The following is a 20525-nucleotide window of genomic DNA, read 5'->3' as shown; positions in this document are numbered from 1 at the left end:
TTTGCAAGCCTTCTTACCCAGCTTACAGTAAGGAATTATAGCATAGGAATAAGCCAAGAAAAGGCTTTCAAAAAAAGACACTATAATTGGACTGTAGAATCAAAACATAAAAATTTATATCTTTCAAAGATAATAAAATTTATATTTAATGAATCCTATAATCCGGCTGCAGCTCGCATATTGATGATTTGTCTGACAAAAAATATAGGTGAATTCAGATAATTAAAAAACTTTTTTAAGCAAAATTAGCTGTTGATTCGATTTTTATATTCATTTTAAGTTCAAAAGAACCAGAAATTAAAAACAACGCAGCTATATTTTTAACATCTTTTTATTTCCGATATAATGAAATAGACAACAGCCATAAAGGGGGAGCCTTGTTGAAACCATTTGTATTTGTCACAAAACCAATTCCTGAAGAGATTGAAGCATTCATCGGTGAACATTGCCGTTATGAAATATGGCAGGAGGATACGCTTCCGAGTGACGTGCTATTTGAGAAACTAAAAGATGCTGAAGGGCTTTTAACGTCAGGAACGTCCGGACCGTCCATCAATCGTGAACTGCTTAAACATGCGCCTAAGCTCAAAGTGGTCAGCAATCAATCCGTTGGGTATGATAACTTCGACATAGAAGCCATGAAAGAACGAGGCGTCGTCGGCACTCATACACCTTATACACTGGATGATACAGTTGCGGATCTGGCCTTTTCTCTGATTCTATCTTCCGCCAGACGTGTCGCCGAACTGGACCGTTTCGTCAGAGCCGGAAAATGGGGAACAGTTGATGAAGAAGCGCTGTTCGGCATTGACGTTCATCATCAGACATTAGGCATTATCGGCATGGGCAGAATTGGCGAACAAGCCGCAAAACGCGCCAAATTTGGTTTTGATATGGAAGTGCTTTATCATAACCGCCATCGTAAACAAGAAACGGAAGACAGCATTGGCGTTAAGTATGCTGAGCTCGATACATTGCTGGAGCAATCTGATTTTATTCTGCTCATCACACCGCTGACTGATGAAACGTATCACATGATAGGGGAACGCGAATTTAAGAAGATGAAGGATTCAGCAATTTTCGTCAATATTTCCCGGGGAAAGACAGTTGATGAAAAAGCACTGATTCGCGCCCTTCAGGAAGGCTGGATCAGAGGAGCAGGGTTAGACGTGTACGAAGAAGAACCTGTCGCAAAAGACAACCCCCTCTTGAAGCTAGATAATGTTACTTTACTGCCGCATATTGGCTCAGCAACAGCGAAAGTACGCTTTAATATGTGTAAACAGGCTGCCGAGAACATGCTTGCAGCCATCCAAGGGCAGACGCCGAAAAATCTCACAAGAGAATTTCAATAAAACAAAAATCCGGTCTGATCCAGACCGGATTTCATCTTACATATGCTGAAGAACAGCACGCTTATAAATATGGCGGGTGACGATATAATAAACAGCCTGGAACACAAAATAAATGAAGATGACAATCACGGCCTCAAGAAATAAGTTAGAATTCAGCATATTACTTAACGCTGCATACGCAAAGCCGGCGTGAATGGTGCCCGCGATAAATGGGATGAAGAACAAAAACCCGATTTGCTTTCCGAGGATTGAGTGAATCTCTTTGTCCGTAATGCCCATTCTCTTTAGTGCTAAAACTTGCACTCTCGTATCTTCTATTTCCGTAAACATCCGCAAATACAGCATGCTTCCTTGCACGATAAAAAACAGCACGCTGACAAACAGACCGATAAACAGCATGAATGCGACTCCCTGCTTCACAATTTGAAAACTGGGAGCACGTGTTTGAAAATCAGATGTATGTTCCTTCGGCACCATGTTTTCAAGCTTTTCAGAGACATCCACCGTCTCCTGCCAATGCTCAAGCTCATACCCTACCACTCTCATCTGTTCCTTCAGCGGCACATCATGTGTCAGGCTGTCAAAGCTCTTATCGCTGACAACCAATAAACGGCTGACTCCATCGACTGACATCAGTATCCCTTTGTTTTGCTGCTTTTTCATGATGTAGGAAAATGTTTTTCCTGACTTCATATGAAATGCTGCGGTTTCCCCTTCTCCAAATGTATCTTTCACCATCATTTGAAAAGGAACATTGATAAACGCTTCATTTTCTTGTAAATGAATAACAGGAAAACCTTTTTCCTTTGCGACTTGATTATAGATTTTCTCTGAAATCAGCAAGGCTTCCGTTTCCGCTTTCTTATTCCCATACGGCAAGTCTGATTGAAAAGTGACAGGAATCCCTGTGGCATCCACCTTATACTTGATATCAGCATCAGCTTTTTTCAATGTATCCTCAGCTAAATCAGGCTTCATAACCTGAAAGCGGGAAGCGTCTTTTTCCACCCAGGCAACAGATTGAGGTATGCTTTGCTCCTCCTGTCTTTCTAAATCAGCATAAAACATATAGATAACACCTGTAGCGGTTAAAATGACCGCTGTAATGACAGAGGTTAGAAACAGCATGCGTGCATGATCTTTCAGCCTGAATATCATGTTGGAACGGACAATGATATTCGTACCTTTATAAAAGCTGTGTTTCTTCCTGTACAGCATGCGGAAGAACGCCACGCTGCTTTGTGTAAAAAAGAAATACGTCCCGATTAACACGAAGATCAAAATCGGAAAAACGCGAAATACCATATCAATCGCATTCGCTGTGGCAGACAGATAATAACCGCCAGCCAGACACAGCAAGGACAAAACAGTGAGCCACTTTGAATAAGCCGGCAAGCTTTTCGGCTTTTGGGCTGCTTTAATCAGCTCAATGATTTCCAGCTTGCGAATCCGTGCCAGCGATAAAACAAGCAGCGTCTGAAACAGGATGAGAAAGCACACAGCTGTCATCACAAACGCTTTCGGCACAATGACAAATGAGATCGGCACCTTCACGCTGAGCATCCAAGTCATGATCATAAAAAACAGTTTTGAAAATAACAGCCCTGCACCAATGCCGGCAGCAATCGCCGCTAGAGAAATGAGTGACTGCTCATAATAAATCATCTTGCGGAGCTGCTGCTTTGATGTTCCAAACAGCGTCAGCAGCCCAAACTCTTTCTTTCTCGCCTGCAAAAATGCCGAATTCGAATAGGAAATAAAAAATATACAAAAGACAATGATGACGACAAGGGCTGCGCTCAAGCACGTTTTGACAAGACTACCGCCATATACATTTTCTTCATTGACATCAGGATGAAAAATAAAAGATGTGAAGACAAAAAACACCGAAACGGCAAATACACAGCTTAGAAAGTAGGCGACATACCGTTGCAGATTTCCAAGAATGTTTTTACGGGCGATGGTTCTCAAATTCATGAAAATCGCCTCCCAACACACTCAAGGTATCCAGTATACTTTGATAAAACACCTGCTGGTTTGCCCCTCTGTGAATCTCTGAAAAGAAACGGCCATCTTTAATGAACACAATCCGTTTACAGAAGCTTGCCGCTGTCGCATCGTGCGTGACCAACAAAATCGTCGCTTCCTTTTCTTCATTCAGCTGAGCCAGCGTGTTCATCACTTGCTTAGCCGATTTTGAATCAAGGTTTCCTGTCGGTTCATCGGCAAGAATGAGCGCCGGATTGTGAATAATGGCTCTGGCACAGGCAGCACGCTGCTGCTGACCGCCCGACACCTCGTATGTCCGGTGGTCAAGAATATGCTTGATTTGAAGCGTATCGGCCAGTTCATCGAGACGGGCCTCCATTTCTCTCAGCTTTACCTTGTCCAATGCAAGCGGCAGCAGGATATTTTCACGAATCGTCAGCGTATCAAGCAGATTAAAATCCTGAAAGACGAAACCGAGTTCTCTTCTGCGAAAAAGAGCCAGCTCTTGATCCTTTAACGTTTTCGGCTGGATGCCGTTAATCATCATCTCACCCTGGGTCGGCTTATCAATGGTAGCCAGCAAGTTCAAAAGCGTGGTTTTTCCGCTTCCAGACGGCCCCATAATCCCGACAAATTCCCCTTTCGTCACACTGAGGTCAAAGTCGCAGAGTGCTTGAAATGAGATTGTTCCTTTATTTGAATAGTATGTTTTCGATAGATTCGTTGTTTGTAACACGTTCATGTTCTGCTCCTCCTTTTTCTTTATTATAAAAAGGAAGTCAGCAGCCTCCCATCGAACTTTCTTTCAATTCTGCTCTCCAACCTTACAATGCTGTCACATTCACTAGGGTGTCACTTGAAAACACGATGGTCATCACAGTGCCAGCCCCTTCTTTTGATTCCGCATACAGCTTATGGCCAAGCCGGCTGCACACCTGTTTTGCTAAATAAAGGCCCATTCCCGTTGCCTCTTTCATGCTTCGCCCGTTTTCCCCGGTAAAAAATGCGTCAAAAATCCGCGGCAGATCCTGCGGAGGTATGCCGATGCCTTCATCCGCAACCGACAGCCGCGTCTCATGTCCCTGCGTTTCAATCCGGATTGTAATGCGGTCTCCCACCCCTTGCTTTGAATACTTTAAAGCATTGAACAGAATTTGCTCAACAACAAAGGAAAGCCATTTTTGATCACTGGAAACCTGCACGGCGTTAGGCGGCACATGTAGCTTTGGAAAAAGGCGCCGTTTGATAAACTGCCGTTTTTCCTGATTGATAAGTGAACGGACAAGCTCGGCCAAATCAAAGGTTTGCGGCCTTACATCAAACGCAAATTCCTCCAGCCGGGCCGTTTGCAGCATCATATCCAGACCATGGCGAAATCTCTCATTTTCATCCTCCAGCTCCTCTAAAAACGTCGGAAAAGAAGAAGAGGTTCCGTTTTTTCCTTCCTGAATCATTAAAGAAATGACAGATACCGGTGTTTTCATATGGTGTATCCATTGATTGGTGAAGGTATAATGCTGTTTTTGCTGATTGATATATTGTGAGAGCCTGCCTTCGTATTGCTGTCCGAGCGCGTTGATCATTTTCGTCCAAAGGGCTTGCTCTCGTGTTCTTGGCTTTCGGGCCCTCAAAATCTGTCCGACGTCATTCGGTGAATTCGCTTGTTCTGCAAGCTTTTTAACAGATGCGAGAAAGGAAAACTGCCGAACGTAATCAGCAGCAAAACCCGCAGCTATAAGAGCACCGGGCAAAATCCATATGTATATCATATTTTCTGCGGGAGGTTCTGCCCCGCTCTCTATAATGCTTAAATACGCTATCAGCATGGCGGACCCTATTCCTAATAATGAAAATAAAATAATGGCGAAGCGGTCGATGAGATAATTCTTTAACACTCCGGTTCATCCTTCCGATTGACTTGAAATTGATAGCCTTGTCCTCTTATCGTTGAAATGCAATCCTTCAGTCCGGCATTCTCCAACTTTTTTCGCAGCCGATTGACATTGACCGTTAGCGTATTATCATCGACAAAATCGACGTCATCCCATAACGCCTCTAATAATTCATCACGGGAGACGATTTTTTTATGCTCCCTCACAAAAATCGATAGAAGCTGAAATTCCTTTTGTGAAAACAAGATGCGGGTGCTGTTCCACTCGGCCTCATTCTGATCCGGATAAACCGTCAGCCCGCCAAGCTCGACTATTCTTGATTCCTGTGACAAAGAGGGCGAGTATTCACCATAGGTGCGGCGCAGGACGCTTTTGATTTTGGCCATCACTACCTCTAAATGGAACGGCTTGGTGATATAATCATCGCCGCCATTTTCAATTGCCATCACCTGATTCAGCTCATCGGTCCTTGCCGATATAAAGATAATCGGCGCATTGGAAATGGTACGGATTTGCCTGCACCAATAAAACCCGTCAAAAAAAGGCAGGTTGATATCAAGCAGCACAAGATCCGGCTTCATTTCTGCAAATTCAAATTTTATATCATTCAGCTGTTCAGCTACTTTGACTTCATATCCGTATTTTTGAAGATGACCGCCCAGCAAAGAAGCAATCCGCTCATCATCTTCCACGAGCAAAATCCGATACACGTTTATCCCCCTTATATTCTGCACGAAGATTTTTCTAGAAGATTCCAAAATTATTATAGCATGCGGCGAAGTAGTAAATCGGTCTTTTTCTGTTCATTATGGTAGAATAAAAAAGGAAAAAATTTCATGATAAGCAGGTGTCATTATGAAGAAAATCATGCTGCTCGTGACCATTACGTCAATTCTTTCAGCATGCCAGCCGAACTATACCGGGAAATACATAGAAATTGGGGATTCATTAACTGAATATGAAAAAGAGTGCTTTAAAGAGAACCACATTCCTTATCAATATGAAAAGGGAAAACTGTATATCCCTGAAGATGCATTTGATGCAGCAATCTACACTTGTTCATAAGAAAAAGCTTGCAGACATGCTGCAAGCTTTTTACGTTACAAAAAATGGAGATTTAATTTCTCTTCAAACTCTGAAGGGGCTATGTCACGTTTTTGGCCTTCCCCGCCGTTTTCATGAATCGTGAAATGGCGGTCTGACATGACCATCCGTCCGTTCGGTGTCAGCTTTGAAGCGAGCAGTGATTTGTTAAAAGGAGATTTTTCATGAGAATGAATCAGGTTCTTCATGTCATCTAAATCACCGGGATCGCTTTCTTCAAGGGTAAAGGCGTAACCGATTTGCCAGCCTTTCCCTTTATCCATCAACAGAACGTGGCTGCCCTTTTCTGTCTCTTCCTCTTTGATTCGGAATGACCCGACAGGTGATTGTACCGTATCTCCGGAAAGCGGTATCGGCTGGAGTGCCAGATTAATGCCGAATCCAATATCAACAATGTAATCACCTTTTTCCGCAGATAGCCATACAGCAGCGTGTGTTCCATCTAATGCCCACTCATCTTGATCTCCTGCATAAACCGTTCCCCGAATAAGCTTTACATTAAATCCGGCCTCATGCAAGACAAAATAAAGGAACCCGTTTAAATCGTAGCACAGGCCGCCGTGCTGTTCCTTGACCAGACGGCGCCATAGCTCTTCTTTTGTTACCTTATAATTCTCTTTTGCGAGTACGGCGCGGTTTTCAAATGGAAAACGGTATGCCATTGCTTCGAGAAAAAGGGGGAGATCGCCGAAGCTGACATGGTCTTTCTCCCAGCCGATTTTCTGAAAGCACTCTTTTAGAAAGTCATTCATCTTTATCACCTAAACTTCTTCTTGAACATAAGCAGCCAGCTTTTCCAGCGCTTCTTGTTCATCTTCCCCCTGGGCAATCAAGGTAACCTCAGTGCCAGTGCTTACCGCAAGGCTCATCAGCCCCATGATGCTTTTCGCGTTTACTTTTTTCCCATCCTTCTCAAGAAACACATCTGACGTAAACCGGTTTGCTTCTTGTACAAACAACGCAGCAGGACGCGCCTGCAGTCCTGTCTTTAATCGAACTTCCACTTTCTGTTGAACCATAAGATCTCCCCTTTTCTTTACGGTTATTTTAAAGTGACGGATTGCCCTGTCCGCAGCTGTTCTGCGATTTCGTCAAGTTTTCTCAGCCTGTGATTGATTCCAGATTTGCTGATTTTCCCGCTAGCTACCATTTCCCCCAGCTCTTTCAGCGTCACTTCCTGATAATCAATCCGCAGCTGCGCAATTTCCCGAAGTTTTTCAGGAAGCGCATCCAGGCCGATTCTTTCATCGATGTATTTAATATTTTCCACCTGTCTGAGCGAAGCGCCGATCGTTTTGTTTAAGTTGGCTGTTTCACAATTGACGAGGCGGTTGACCGAATTTCTCATATCCCTGACGATTCTGACATCCTCAAATCGCAGTAGCGAATTGTGGGCGCCGATCACGTTAAGAAACTCAGTAATCTTTTCCGCCTCTTTTAAATAGGTGATATAGCCTTTTTTCCGTTCGAGCGTTTTGCTGTTTAGCTGAAACTCATTTAACAGGTCGCATAATGAATCGTTATGCTCCTTATAAAGAGAGAAGATTTCTAAATGATACGAGGAGGTTTCCGGATTATTGACCGAACCTCCCGCCAAAAATGCCCCTCTCATATAAGAACGCTTGCAGCATCTCTTTTTGACCAGCTCTTCCGAAATACTTCGTTCAAACACAAAATTCTCTCCGAGTATTTTTAAATCCTCTAAGATTGCTTTTGCATTTTCTGAAAAACGCACAATATAGACGTTATTCTTTTTCAGCCGCATTTTCTTTCTGACCAGCAGCTCGACCGACACATCATATTGTTTTTTCAGCAATGTATAAATGCGTCGGGCAATCGCCGCATTTTCGGTTTGAACATCAAGTACGAGATGGCGGTTTGTAAATGATAAAGCTCCATTCATCCGGATAAGTGCAGACAGCTCTGCCTTAATGCAGCAGTCTTTCACTTCCAGATTCGTTAATTCTTTTTTTGTTTCAGATGCAAATGACATATAGCCACCTCATTTCAAGGCTTCATTCTTTCAGTAAATCGACAAGAAGAGAGGCCACTTTATGTGTATCGTGACGAATTACGTCATTTTTATACGTTACAATTTGATCTCTGATGACTTCAAGCCCCATCGCTTTCAGCTCTTCGATATCAAAATCAACAGGACGCGCCGATTCCTTTTCGTACTTACGCTTTATTTCGTCGGGAATGTCTTCGCTGTTCACTAATATCGTGTCAATAAAACCGCAGCCCATGTGCTGATTGAGCGCTTTCACATGATCAGCAGCAGTGTAATGGAGCGTTTCGCCAGGCTGAGTCATCACGTTGCAAATGTATACTTTTTTTGCCGGCGCCTTCACCACTTCTTCCCCGATCTTTGGCACAAGCAAATTGGGAAGAATGCTTGTGTAGAGGCTTCCCGGGCCGATAATAATCAAATCCGCTTCCCTGATCACGTCTATCGTTTCCGGCAGCGGATCAATATGTTCAGGCGTGAGAAAAACACGCTTAATGCGCTGTCCGTACGCCGGAATCGTGGACTCTCCTGAGACCACGCGGCCGTCTTCCATCTCAGCATGCAGAACGACACTGGCATTGGCAGCTGGCAAAACCTTTCCTCTTACATTCAGCACCTTGCTCATTTCTGTGACAGCGTGAAAAAAATCACCGGTTATATTTGTCATCGCTGCCAAAATTAAATTTCCGAGAGAATGGCCTGTTAAGTCATTCCCCTTATTGAAGCGGTGCTGAAAAAGATCTTCAACAAGCGGCTCCACATCGGATAAAGCGGCGAGCACATTTCTGATGTCTCCAGGAGGCGGAATTTTCAGTTCATCCCGCAGACGGCCAGAGCTTCCCCCATCATCGGCAACTGTCACAATGGCCGTAATGTCAACAGGTTTATGCTTTAGGCCCCGAAGCAATACAGAAAGGCCCGTACCGCCGCCAAAGATTGCGATTTTCGGCTTTTGTCCCATCTTATTTCCGGCTTCTCTTTTCAATGTCCCGGTGAGTAACATGAGTATAGTAATCCTTTTTGAAATAATCAGCTAGATTCTCAGCTAATGTCACAGAGCGGTGCTGGCCCCCTGTGCAGCCGATCGCAATGACAACCTGGCTTTTTCCTTCTCTTTTGTAAGAGGGAAGCATAAAGCTTAGCAGATCAATTAATTTCTCATTGAACTTTTGCGTTTCATTCCACTTCATGACGTAAGAGGAAACCTCTTCATCCTTACCAGTCAGCGGCCGCATGCTTTCAATATAATAAGGATTCGGCAAAAATCTGACATCAAAGACGAGGTCTGCGTCAATCGGGATACCGTATTTAAAACCAAATGACATCACATTTACGGTAAATGTCTCTCCTTGGTTAGTCGCAAAGTGCTTGACGATTTTTTCGCGCAAATCACGAGGCTTCATGTCTGACGTATCGTAAATGATTTGAGAGCGGCCTTTTAATTCCTCTAACAGCTCACGTTCCAGCGCGATGCCTTCAAGCGGCAGGCCAGTCGCTGCCAGCGGATGCGAACGTCTCGTTTCTTTATATCTTGTAACGAGAATGGAATCCTTCGCGTCCAAGAATAAAATTCGCGGTGTGATCCATGGATTTTCCGCCATTTCATCAAGCGCTTCGATCAGCCGGTCAAAAAATTCACGACCGCGCAGATCCATTACGAGCGCAACCTTGCTCATTTTCGAATTTGATTCCTTCATCAGCTCTAAAAATTTCGGAAGCAATGATGGCGGAAGATTATCGACGCAGAAATAGCCGAGATCTTCAAAGCTTTGAATGGCGACAGTTTTTCCCGCTCCAGACATTCCGGTTATAATGACAAGCTGAATATCATGTGATTCACTAACACTCATCCTTCTCCCCCCTGACTTGTCTTTCTATTTGATATGCTGCGGATCTAAACGATAACTGAGCAGCTCAAAGTCCGGTGTATACGTAAATGTGCCGTGCAGCAGCCCTTGTCCCTTCATCATAAAATCAAGGATATGGCCGTCTCCCGGGGCCATAGGCAGGTTTTGTATGTCATTGACATCGTGCCACTGCAGTTTGCCTTCCTCTGATTCTGATACATTTTGTCCGGTATAAGAATCAGCGACAAACGTAAACATCATCCACTCAGAGACAATATGGTCACCGTCTTTAATAATAAAGGTAAAAACGCCTTTTAACTGAGGATTTATGATATAGATACCAGTCTCTTCTCTGTACTCTCTGATGACGGAGTCTCTGACTGATTCTCCGCTCTCCATCTTGCCTCCCGGCGCGACCCACCAGCCGCGTCTCGGCTTTTGAAGCAAAAGAACTTTGTCATCCGTCTGAAGCACACAATTTGTCACTCTTTGCAAGTACGTCACCTAACCTTCTCGTCCTGTCATCGTCTCTTTATTATACCGCTTCAAGATGCCTCCCACAATGAAGAGACATTGACAATCTTTTCTTCTATTTTACAGCATATTCATGTCTGCCGTTCAGATGGTTTTACTGTAACAGGCATTTCTCTTTATTTTTGGACAAAAAAAGGACACGGATAACTGGAGAATCCGTGCCAAAAAAGTGTATTCATTATAAAAAGGGGGTCAATTACTTTATTAATCATAACCGAAAAGCATTACACATGTGTTACAGCGGAATTAAAACCCAGTAACGTTATGTGAAGCTCGTATGACAGCCTTTTTATTTTAAGGTTTTCAGCGTTTCTTGGAGCTCTTCGACATAATGCTGAACGCTTTGTGCCGCAATACTTCCGTCTCCTGTAGCCGTTACGATTTGGCGCAGTGATTTTTCGCGAATGTCTCCGGCAGCGAAAATCCCTTCAACCTTTGTTTCCATGCGGTCGTTTGTTTCGATGTAGCCTTCTTCATTCGTAATGCCCAGATTTTCAAACGGTTTAGACAGAGGAAGCATGCCGATGTAAATGAATACGCCGTCTGTTTTGAATTCACTTTCTTCACCGGTTACCGTATCGACAAGCGTTACGCTACCGACTTTGCCGTTTTCCTCATGTATTTCCTTCACGGTTTTGTTCCATAGGAAGTCAACTTTTTCATTATCAAATGCTCTCGCTTGAAGAATGCTTTGCGCACGAAGTTTATCACGTCTGTGAACAATCGTTACTTTTGAAGCGAAACGTGTCAGATACACACCCTCTTCAACAGCAGAATCTCCGCCCCCGACAACAACAAGCTCTTTGCCTTTAAAGAAAGCGCCGTCACATACCGCACAATAAGACACACCGCGGCCGCCCAATTCTTTTTCGCCAGGCACGCCGATTTTTTTATACTCAGCACCTGCCGCAATGATCACGGCACGCGCTTTATATTCTTTTGAACCGGCTTTGACCACTTTGTACTCTTTGCCGTCAACGACTTCTTTAATATCGCCATAAGCGTATTCAGCGCCGAATTTTTTCGCGTGTTCAAACATTTTGTTAGAAAGCTCAGGTCCGAGGATGCTTTCAAATCCAGGATAGTTTTCTACATCCTCCGTATTGGCCATTTGACCGCCTGGAATCCCTCTTTCAATCATTAATGTCGATAAATTAGCTCTTGATGTGTATACTGCGGCCGTCATCCCAGCAGGACCCGCGCCGATTATAATCACGTCATATATTTTTTCTTCTGACACACTATTCACTCCTTAAACCATCTTTTCAAGTTTGGGCTCTTTCCTATATGATAAGAATCCCCATCAAACGTATTCCTTACCCATATCCTATAAAATCTCATGGTGATACGCTATTTTTTTGCTCATATTTTTTTCTAATCACGATTAAATGTATTTCAAAAGGGTATATATGTTAATAAAGAAAGAGCCTTCTGTTCAAAGAAGGCCCTTGTCTTATTTATTATTGAACAACACGTCTTACAACGCCTTTAAATGCTTTTTTCCAGTAAGGATTGCTCATAGAGTCAACAGATACACCATGAGATGTATTGTCGTTTAGGAACGTACCGTTTCCTAAGTAAATGCCAACGTGACCATTAGTTTTATATGTGTCAAAGAAAACTAAGTCTCCGCGTTTCATTTCAGATGCGCTGACAGCTTGTCCTCGGCCAACTAACGTATCAGTTGTTGTACCGCCAACAGGTCCAAGGTTAACACCTGCAGAAGCGTATGCCCAGCGTACGAATGATGAGCAGTCAAAAATACGGTTGTTGATATCAGACTGAGTGCGTCCGCCGCCAAATTTGTATGGAGATTGTCCTACAATGCTTGAACCAACGCTGATTGCACCTTCAATTCCGCCTGAGTTGCTGATAACAGTGCCGCCTGAATTGCTGTTTGAGCCGCTGCTCTTCTTAGAAGATGAGCCGTTAGACGAACTGTTTGATGAACCGTTAGAAGAGTTGCCTGAAGAATCATCATCAGATGAGCTTGCTTTTGCTGTTTCAGTTGTAGCCGTTTGGCTGTCATCTGTTTGTGTTTCATCAGATGCTTTTTGTGCTTCTTCCTGCTTTTTGATCAAAGCAGCCGCTGCTTCTTGTTCTTTTTTGATGCGTGCTTGTTCAGCTTCAGTATCCGCTTTTTGATTTGCAAGTTCAGACGCTTCTGATTTTAATTCAGAAATCGCAGCAGCCGTTTTCTTCTGGCTTTCTTTTGCTTCGTCGAAAAGCTTGTCTTTTTCATCAAGCTGTTTATCAAGGTCTTTTTGCATTGTTTCTAATTTAGCTAATGCAGCTTGAACTTCTTTCAGCTTGTCATTTAAATCCGCTTCAGAATCTTCAAGCTTCGCTTTATCCTGCTCTTGCTGCTTGATTAAATCTTTGTCTGCATCCACAATAGATGAAACCGCAGTCGCGCGAGAGATAAAGTCACCAAAGCTTGTTGATCCTAAAAGGACATCTATGTACCCTTGAGATCCGCCGCTTTCCTGTAAAGAACGAACGCGTTTTTTCAGGATTTCGTTGCGTTTTTCGATGCGGGCTTCAGTCTCTTTAATTTCTTTTTTCAGTTTTTTGATTTCTTCTTTTGTTTTATCGTTTTCTTCTTTTTTATCTTCGATCTTGTTGCTTGTATCAAGCGCCTTAGCGTTAATGTCTTTCAGTTCTTTTTCAATCTTTGATTGATTTGCCTGAAGCTCGGTTAATTCTTTCTCTTTCGCTTCAATGCTGGAAGCAACCTCAGATTGCTTGCTTTCGATTTTTTGTTTCTTTTCATCTAATGTTTCCGCCGATGCAGTTTTACTTGTAAATGGGATCAAAAAACTGCTTGTCCCGATGACGGAAGCCAAACCAAGTGTAATTAAACTCTTTCTCACTTTTTATATCCTCCCTTTTACTGTGAACCTGTTCTCATTTGGAATCGTATTTTGAACATCAAGTTTCGTTCCTCATACTCTACGAGGAATGATGGTTGTTTATGGTTAATTATTCTGTGCATCTCTTATTCTGGTTGTATAGCGTTTATTTCACATCATATGTAAAAAACACTAATTCCTTATGTACGAGAATCATTATACCATCAAGTTTCGACAAATTAGCGATAAATTTTATTACATTTGTGTTTCAAACAGATGTCAAGCCGCGCACCGTTTGTCATTTTTCTTAAATCAATAAAAAAACTGTCGATATTATTTTCTTAATATAATCTACTAAACAAAAAAAGAGTCGATTCTACAAATCGACCCTTCAAAATATTCTATTCTAGAATATCATCAATATATTTCATATATTTCGTCAAAGTTGCCGGAGAGATGCCGAATCGGGCCGCTGTTTCTTTTTTCGTGCCATGTTTCCCGTGAGCTTCTTTCCAGATATAACAGATTGCCGCTGCCCAGCCTCTCTCATTTTTCAATGGAGCGGCTGCGCGGATTTGCTGGATGACATGGAACACCCAGCAGCTCATGACTTCTGTTTTCATCTCTTCTTTTTCGGCGTGCTCTAATAATTTGACGGTTTGATAGGCGAAACGTGCATCCTCTGAAACGTCTGCAGCCGCGGAATCTCCATTCAAAAGCAGCTTAACAAAGTGATTTTCGAATGGAGCGGTAATTCTCTTCGAACGTATCACCGCTTCAAGATGCTCCGTTTCTCCCTTTGTGCTGCTGATATAATAAGCGGCGAGACGCTGTTCTACAGATGAAGGAAGTGCTTCCCTGCGCTCAATCCAGGGAGCCGGGCGGTCTTCTCCGGGGTATTGCGACTCGACTTTTCTCCATATTGTTTCGGCAAATTCAGTATGTCCCGTAAAATAAGCTGAGCACGAGAGCCAGTAAAAGAATGTGTCGTCGCCTTCAAAGCCGGCTTTATATAGTGATTTGAGCCATTTATATCCGATCTCATAACGGCCGACAAGAGCCAAAGTGGCCCCCAGTTTATAGCGCTGTTCCAATAGCATCGGATATACATTAGACAGCTGATCACTCAATTCAGCCACTTTTTCATCTTCCCTTTCATAATAGTAGAAAACGAGAAGATTGCATAAGGCGTGAAGATTCCCTTCATTATGACTGAGCACTTGGTAGGCGGTTTGCTTCGCTTTTACAATGTTGCCTGAATAGAAATAGGCAAGCGCCAGATTATTGTATGCTGACCAAAGCTCTGGATAATCGGCTGTGATTTCCTCCAGCGCCGCAACTGCTTCAGCAAGCTGGCCGCTTTCAAGCAGTGACTTTGCCTGATCCTGCTTCATCAGCAATTCATCCTGATCATACAACGAATCCTCAAGGCCGTCGTCCCCTAGATCGAGCAATTCAAGCAGACTATCATTTTCTTCAGCGAATTCACCGTCCGGATCCGCATCTGCATAAGCGGCCGCTTCTTTATAAGCTTCTTGAAAGAGTCCCAAATGGGCAAAGTTATTCGCTTTAAAATAATGGCACTCCGGCATTTCGGCCTCCAGATTTGCCATAATATAATCAAGAAGATCATTCGACTCTTGATACTGGCCCATTTCTGAATAAATGACCGCAAGCTGTGACAGCATCTCTGAATCTTCCGGCTCCAAATGAACCGCGCGCTGAATCAGTTTGCTTGCCCGTTTCAGATTGCGCTCTTTATACGCTTTCAAGCCTTTATGAAAAAAATATTGTCCATCTTGAAGCAGCTGGACAATTTGTGCGTGATTTTTATGTTCAGAAGTGTGTTTTCCCACAACTACCCTCCGTTTTATACAATATTACCGTCAGTAGTATACCATAAATCGTAAGCCCCTCAATAGTTCAAAAGGAAGGATTGGGAAAATCCCTCCTCTTTTTTTATTGGCTGATTCGACCAAAAATTACCCGGCTTTGTTTTCTAAATCCGCGTTCATTTTCAGCTGCTGTTCAGCAAAATCCCTATAAAGATCATGGGAAGCCATTAATTCATGGTGTGTGCCCCGTCCGGTAATTTCTCCTTTTTCAACAAACAAAAGCTGGTCCGCGTCTACAACGGTAGATAAGCGATGAGCGATGACAATCGTAGTGCGTCCCTTCATCAGCACCTCAAGCGCCTGCTGGACTGATTTTTCAGATTGGCTGTCGAGACTTGAGGTAGCTTCATCCAACATAAGTATGCTCGGATCACGGAGAAGCGCTCTCGCAATCGCGATTCTTTGCCGCTGTCCGCCTGACAGCATAATGCCGCGTTCGCCCACTTCTGTGTCAAGCTGATCCGGCAGCTCCTTTATGAAATTGAGCGCATATGCCATCTCCGCGGCTTTTTCGATCTCAGCATCTGTTACATCTCGTTCTAACCCGTAGCAAATGTTTTCTCTGATCGTTCCCGACATTAACGGGCTCTCCTGTGATACATACCCAATGTGCTCCCGCCACGATTCAAGTGAATAAGTTTCAATCGGCTCGTCCCCCAGCCGAATGGTCCCTGCAGTCGGCGAATAAAAACGTTCAAGCAGCTTAAACAGCGTCGTTTTCCCGCCGCCGCTCGGACCGACAATGGCTGTTACTTTCCCTGCCTCAATGACAGCGCTGATCTCTTTCAAGATCAGCTGATCAGACTTATAGCCAAAAGATACATGGTCAAGCTGAATAGGCAGATGTGCGTTTTCAATTTGTTTTCCTGTAACTGTATCTTCCTCTTCCTCTGCCAAAATCTCAATCATCCGTTCTGTTGCACCGATTGATTTTTGCAGCTGTGTGAAGAACGTTGTGATTTGGCCCATCGGCATAATAATTTGAAACAAATATAAAATAAAAGCCACAAGCGCTCCGGCGGTGAGCTCACCTGATGAGACCTGCATGCCTCCGTATCCGATGACAGCCACGAGAGCTGCCATTAATACTAGTGAGATGAGCGGGCCGACAAGTGACTGAACCTTTGCTTCACGAACTCCAAGTTTAAATAATGAAGAAATCCCTAGCTTCCCGCGCCCATATTCAACATCCTCCGCATTTGAAGCCTTGACGAGTCTGATTTCCGGAAGAATTTGATTCAGCAGGCCAGTAAAACGGGCTGTTTCATCTTGCGTTTCCCGTGAAATGGTGAACATTTTCCGTCCAATCGGCACCAAGATAAGAGCAGCCAGCGGTACGACCACCAAAACAAGCAGTGTCAGCTTCCAGTTCATAATAAACAAGATAGATAGGGATCCGATGACAGAAATGATACCTGTAATAAATCCGCTGATATGGGTTGTAATCAGTTCTTTGACCACCATCGTATCATTCGTTATCCGGCTGACAGTTTCTCCCGAAGCGTTTGTGTCGAAATAGGAGACAGGGAGCTTAATTAATTTCTTCCATAATAAATCCCGCAGCCCGGAGATGATTTTTTGTCCATTATAATTAAGCGCATAGGTGGCATAGGCGCTTAAACCCGCTTGAACGAGAAAAACAAGCGCAATCAGCCCGATTTGTGTCCCTGACAGAGCTGACATTGAAAATCCATCAACAAGCTGCTTCGTTAATAATGGAATCAGCAGGCTGACCAGTGTGGTCACAATACTGAGTATCAGCGCAAAGGCAAGCTTTCCATAAGAAGGATTGGTCTGCTTGACTAATGCAAAAAAAGGTTTCCATTTACTTTTTGATTTTTGTTTCTGAGTAGGCATATATTTTTCCTCCTGTTTCAGCATTCAGAAAGGTGAAAATGGCATATCAAAAGGATGATTTTTACTCTTTCTCAATCATATCAATGGCGAGAGACTTTTTCAGTATATTTTTGCCGTGATGAAAATAAAAATCTCCTACTCATTGTTTGAAATAGGAGATTTTTATTTTAGATATCTTTCATAGGCTTCTTTTTTCTGTAAGTCAATGTCACATCCTGCTTTCGCAGGTCTTCAATCATCATTTTATATCGGTCAACTTTCGCAGTATGCTCTTCTTTTATCATTTGAAGTGCAGCTTTTCGTTTTTCGCTATTAGACTCAAGCTCTTTTTTTATTTTTTTTACAATCAACCCTTTTTGCCCTTTGATTTCCTCTTTTAGCGAAGACTCAAATTTCTTTGTCAGGCTGAGAATGTCGTTGATCGTTTTTTTGAGGGCGCCTGCTTTACCCTTCATTTCGTCTTGGGTAAGAAACATATAGGTGGTTGATACAATTTCTGTTTCACTTTCTGAAAATAAGGAAGTCACTCTTCATATTCCTCCTAAGGCTGAAAATCAAATAACTGAGAAATCATTTCTTCTTTTTCAAACAGCTTTTCAATACTCTCGCGGATGTTTTTGATGAAATCTCTTTTTTCTGTTGCCTGTTTTTTTAATTCAGCAACAATTCCATCATTAGCAGGGAGCGCACCTGTGTGGAGCGATTCATGAACTGAGATTTTCTCCAATTATCGAATGTGTGGCTGAAACCGGACGCAAGCCGGAATTGAAGATCGAAGGCATAGTGTGAAGGATTTTCTTCCATATGATGAATAGCCGCGATGATCGCCTGTTTTTTATTTACAAAGTCTTCATCGATTTCCTGACTGTAAACCTTCTGGTACTTAAAAATCGCATCTTCCATATCTTCAACGATTTTCATACCGTTCTGATAGATTCTCACAGCGGATGAGAGATTGACTTGAATCGTTTCTCCCGAGCCGCTCTTTCCTGTAAAGTAAATATCGGAGCCTTTATAGCTAAAGCCTTTTTCCTTTGATAAAGCGTTCAGCATTTGAACGATGCTGTGGCCGTCAACGATGAGTTTTAATGCGTCTTTTGTTTCTGTGTCGAGTGTTTTCAACGAGGACAAGATGGATTTAACATAGTCCACTATTTCACCAACGTCTTTTAAAGCTTGCATAAATTGACCATGCTTTAGATGGTCAATGAAATGTTCGTACCGTGATTCTATGCCTCGCATACTCGCATTAATATTCGTTACTTCTTTTTTGATCACTATCTTTTGGGTTTCATCAATATACCCATTTTCGGCTAACTGATCTACGACCGGTCCGCTGTTTCTCAACAAGGTATGAAGAAAACCTAAAAACGATGGGAGTTCCTCTTTTATTCGGACATACATTTGCTTGACATCATCAAAATTCTCATATAGGACACTTACTTTCTTTAAAGCGCCGTCTGTATTTTTCACTTCTTCAATCAGGTCTATGTCTATCCCGCTGGCAGCCTTTATAAAACCGTTCAAGCCGTCTCTTTCATAGTCATCCTTATACTTTTGAAGGAATTTTTGAATTGACCTCACGTCTTCATCTGGGATCCCATCCATAATGTTACGGATGCCCTTTACACTTGTGTTTGTATCTGCCATCTTCACTTCACCGAATGTAATAAAATCTGCCTTGCCGCTCGATCCGTACAGCGGGTCATCCTTTGAGATTCGCTGAGTGATGTTTGTTGTGACACCTTTGTCTTTGTAGTATTGGGTGATGGCTTTTTTAAGGTCATCTTTTGGAATTGAATTTAACTCTTTAAATGTATTCACTTTGAACTTCTTAATCATTGTGTACCTTAAATAATCATCTGCTTTTAATAAGTGATCTACACTTATTTGAGCTCCGTTCACTCCATAAACCTCATCATATTCCCCATCTATTAATTGCACCATTACTTGATTATTATTGGCAAGTGAATGCCCCATACTATACGTTTTTAAACTTTCATCCTTGCCAGCTTTCTTTTTGGCTTCTCTAGTAAACTCTTTTGTTGCATTATATTGGCTGTCATCCATTCCAAGAAACAATCCAAAAAAGTTATAAGTCCAGTCTTTATTATCTGCGCTACCTTCAGAAATAATTTGCAACTGATTCACTTCGTGCTTTTTATCTACAATATGAATAGCAGTACCATCATAACCAGATTCTTCATTCTGGCGTACAAGCTCTTTAGATGTATAAATTTCAATATTTTGTGTGAGTTCTTGATGAGTTTCCATAAATTCTTCGAATGTCTTCTTCAAAGTCTTTCTTAGCTTCTTGTATTTCTTTGGGATCGGAAGAAGCGAATTTCTGTTTATAACTGTATTCTAAATTTATAATACGCAGTTTTATATTTTCATTTTCAAAAATATTTTTATTTCCCATCTTCCCTCTCCTCTAAATGGAAAGTAACAGAGTTTAATATTTTTTTAACCTTTTCTTCATAGCCTTTTGGATTTAACTTACATGTCTGTGCATTTGCTGAGCAGCTAAACATAAAAGAATATTCCATCCCTAAATAATCTTGTTTCTTTGATTTTATATAACCAAGATAGATATAAGAAGGATTCTCTTTGTTGTCAAAGTTTTCTTGTTTTGAAGCAAAATAAATATCCTTATCCTTTGCTTCTACTTTTTCAAATTTACCTTTGTAATCATTTTTACCGCTAACAATATCCAACATGGTCTCCGGGTTGTTTATAAATGATTCATTTTGATAGAACTTTACTGAAGCATTCATTACTATATTCGTTTTATTATTAATACTGTCGAAAAACAGTGACTCGTTTGTCTTTGAAGTTTCAGAGTCGGAATACTCTCCATCCTCTGGAAACAACATCCTAAACCCCTTCAGCTTAGACTCAAGCAAATAGTACCCAGGCTCCTCTTCTTTCGTTGACACCATGTACTCTCTCGTTTTCTCGTCCTGAAACGCCGAAACCTGCGGCAGGTCTTTTGGATCCATGTCTTTTGGTTTTACGGCTTCTGTTTTATTGTCATTTGTGTTGTTTTTTTCATTGTCGTTCATACTGCATCCTCCTGTCAGGGCAAGTAATAAGCTGAAGCATATAAAGATGATCTTTTTCATTACGAACCTCCATGGGTTTTGTGAGAATAGTATTCTATTTTCATCCTAAAAATAATTCTATTGGCCT

At 42.3% G+C, this 20525-nt stretch carries 18 protein-coding genes and 1 pseudogene; 2 read left to right on the top strand and 17 right to left on the bottom strand.

Going from position 1 to position 20525, the window contains the following annotated elements; genetic code table 11:
- The first annotated feature begins 377 nt into the window (after positions 1–377).
- Complete coding sequence (locus tag MOB98_RS10000; protein ID WP_268358173.1) at positions 378–1355, top strand: 2-hydroxyacid dehydrogenase; 978 nt, start codon at positions 378–380, stop codon at positions 1353–1355.
- A 36-nt stretch (positions 1356–1391) separates the two neighbouring features.
- On the opposite strand, the gene MOB98_RS09995 is transcribed toward MOB98_RS10000, so the two are convergent.
- The 4 genes from MOB98_RS09995 to psdR all read right to left on the bottom strand — a co-directional run bounded on the left by MOB98_RS09995 (position 1392) and on the right by psdR (position 5946).
- Positions 1392–3332, bottom strand: coding sequence for an FtsX-like permease family protein (locus MOB98_RS09995; RefSeq protein WP_268358174.1), 1941 nt, complete (start codon positions 3330–3332; stop codon positions 1392–1394).
- The gene (psdA, locus tag MOB98_RS09990; RefSeq protein WP_268358175.1) at positions 3307–4086 is read right to left on the bottom strand and encodes a lantibiotic ABC transporter ATP-binding protein PsdA; all 780 of its coding nucleotides are present in this window, start codon (positions 4084–4086) and stop codon (positions 3307–3309) included. The genes MOB98_RS09995 and psdA overlap by 26 nt, the downstream gene beginning before the upstream one ends.
- Positions 4087–4168: 82 nt before the next feature.
- On the bottom strand, positions 4169–5239 hold the full coding sequence (locus MOB98_RS09985; protein WP_268358177.1) for a HAMP domain-containing histidine kinase: 1071 nt from the start codon (positions 5237–5239) through the stop codon (positions 4169–4171).
- Complete coding sequence (gene psdR, locus MOB98_RS09980) at positions 5233–5946, bottom strand: two-component system response regulator PsdR (protein ID WP_268358179.1); 714 nt, start codon at positions 5944–5946, stop codon at positions 5233–5235. The genes MOB98_RS09985 and psdR overlap by 7 nt, the downstream gene beginning before the upstream one ends.
- A gap of 145 nt (positions 5947–6091) precedes the next feature.
- Here psdR and MOB98_RS09975 point away from each other — a divergent pair, with 145 nt between their 5' ends.
- Positions 6092–6301, top strand: a complete 210-nt coding sequence (locus tag MOB98_RS09975; protein ID WP_268358181.1) for a hypothetical protein — start codon at positions 6092–6094, stop codon at positions 6299–6301.
- Positions 6302–6336: 35 nt separating this feature from the next.
- Here the strand turns inward: MOB98_RS09975 and MOB98_RS09970 are convergent, their stop codons facing one another.
- The 13 genes and pseudogenes from MOB98_RS09970 to MOB98_RS09910 form a co-directional block, all read right to left on the bottom strand.
- Positions 6337–7101 (bottom strand): arylamine N-acetyltransferase family protein, encoded by a 765-nt coding sequence (locus tag MOB98_RS09970; RefSeq protein ID WP_268358183.1) that lies wholly within the window; start codon positions 7099–7101, stop codon positions 6337–6339.
- Positions 7102–7359: an HPr family phosphocarrier protein gene (locus tag MOB98_RS09965; RefSeq protein WP_003219835.1), complete on the bottom strand. Its 258-nt coding sequence runs from the start codon at positions 7357–7359 to the stop codon at positions 7102–7104.
- A 23-nt stretch (positions 7360–7382) separates the two neighbouring features.
- Positions 7383–8333 carry a DNA-binding protein WhiA gene (gene whiA, locus MOB98_RS09960; RefSeq protein ID WP_268358184.1) on the bottom strand — a complete coding sequence of 317 codons (951 nt, stop codon included), beginning with the start codon at positions 8331–8333 and terminating at the stop codon, positions 7383–7385.
- Positions 8334–8355: 22 nt separating this feature from the next.
- Positions 8356–9309 carry a gluconeogenesis morphogenetic factor gene (mgfK, locus tag MOB98_RS09955; RefSeq protein WP_268358221.1) on the bottom strand — a complete coding sequence of 318 codons (954 nt, stop codon included), beginning with the start codon at positions 9307–9309 and terminating at the stop codon, positions 8356–8358.
- A 1-nt stretch (position 9310) separates the two neighbouring features.
- Positions 9311–10198 (bottom strand): RNase adapter RapZ, encoded by an 888-nt coding sequence (rapZ, locus tag MOB98_RS09950; protein WP_268358186.1) that lies wholly within the window; start codon positions 10196–10198, stop codon positions 9311–9313.
- Positions 10199–10222: 24 nt separating this feature from the next.
- Positions 10223–10699, bottom strand: a complete 477-nt coding sequence (locus tag MOB98_RS09945) for an 8-oxo-dGTP diphosphatase (RefSeq protein WP_014481002.1) — start codon at positions 10697–10699, stop codon at positions 10223–10225.
- A 319-nt stretch (positions 10700–11018) separates the two neighbouring features.
- Entirely contained in the window at positions 11019–11969 is a 951-nt protein-coding gene (gene trxB, locus MOB98_RS09940) for a thioredoxin-disulfide reductase (RefSeq protein ID WP_060399565.1), read from the bottom strand.
- A 220-nt stretch (positions 11970–12189) separates the two neighbouring features.
- Positions 12190–13602, bottom strand: a complete 1413-nt coding sequence (cwlO, locus tag MOB98_RS09935; protein ID WP_268358188.1) for a peptidoglycan DL-endopeptidase CwlO — start codon at positions 13600–13602, stop codon at positions 12190–12192.
- 380 nt (positions 13603–13982) lie between these two features.
- Complete coding sequence (locus MOB98_RS09930; protein WP_268358190.1) at positions 13983–15437, bottom strand: tetratricopeptide repeat protein; 1455 nt, start codon at positions 15435–15437, stop codon at positions 13983–13985.
- Between the two features lie 126 nt (positions 15438–15563).
- Positions 15564–17333, bottom strand: a complete 1770-nt coding sequence (bmrA, locus tag MOB98_RS09925) for a multidrug resistance ABC transporter ATP-binding protein/permease BmrA (protein ID WP_268358192.1) — start codon at positions 17331–17333, stop codon at positions 15564–15566.
- 167 nt (positions 17334–17500) lie between these two features.
- The gene (locus MOB98_RS09920; RefSeq protein ID WP_268358194.1) at positions 17501–17860 is read right to left on the bottom strand and encodes a hypothetical protein; all 360 of its coding nucleotides are present in this window, start codon (positions 17858–17860) and stop codon (positions 17501–17503) included.
- Positions 17861–17874: 14 nt separating this feature from the next.
- Positions 17875–19755: pseudogene (locus MOB98_RS09915) on the bottom strand (DUF6792 domain-containing protein).
- Positions 19745–20458 (bottom strand): lipoprotein YvcA, encoded by a 714-nt coding sequence (locus MOB98_RS09910; RefSeq protein ID WP_268358195.1) that lies wholly within the window; start codon positions 20456–20458, stop codon positions 19745–19747. Before MOB98_RS09910 ends, MOB98_RS09915 begins: the two are co-directional and overlap by 11 nt.
- Between the last annotated feature and the right edge of the window lie 67 nt (positions 20459–20525).

It is taken from the genome of Bacillus sp. N13C7, assembly GCF_026790065.1.
Taxonomy (GTDB): domain Bacteria; phylum Bacillota; class Bacilli; order Bacillales; family Bacillaceae; genus Bacillus.
This window is presented reverse-complemented; position numbering and strand designations above follow the sequence as displayed.

Coding starts and splice junctions, on each gene's coding strand:
- MOB98_RS09995 (WP_268358174.1), bottom strand. CDS start 3,332: ATGAATTTGAGAACCATCGCCCGTAAAAACATTCTTGGAAATCTGCAA.
- psdA (WP_268358175.1), bottom strand. CDS start 4,086: ATGAACGTGTTACAAACAACGAATCTATCGAAAACATACTATTCAAAT.
- MOB98_RS09975 (WP_268358181.1), top strand. CDS start 6,092: ATGAAGAAAATCATGCTGCTCGTGACCATTACGTCAATTCTTTCAGCA.
- MOB98_RS09965 (WP_003219835.1), bottom strand. CDS start 7,359: ATGGTTCAACAGAAAGTGGAAGTTCGATTAAAGACAGGACTGCAGGCG.
- whiA (WP_268358184.1), bottom strand. CDS start 8,333: ATGTCATTTGCATCTGAAACAAAAAAAGAATTAACGAATCTGGAAGTG.
- mgfK (WP_268358221.1), bottom strand. CDS start 9,309: ATGGGACAAAAGCCGAAAATCGCAATCTTTGGCGGCGGTACGGGCCTT.
- rapZ (WP_268358186.1), bottom strand. CDS start 10,198: ATGAGTGTTAGTGAATCACATGATATTCAGCTTGTCATTATAACCGGA.
- bmrA (WP_268358192.1), bottom strand. CDS start 17,333: ATGCCTACTCAGAAACAAAAATCAAAAAGTAAATGGAAACCTTTTTTT.
- MOB98_RS09910 (WP_268358195.1), bottom strand. CDS start 20,458: ATGAAAAAGATCATCTTTATATGCTTCAGCTTATTACTTGCCCTGACA.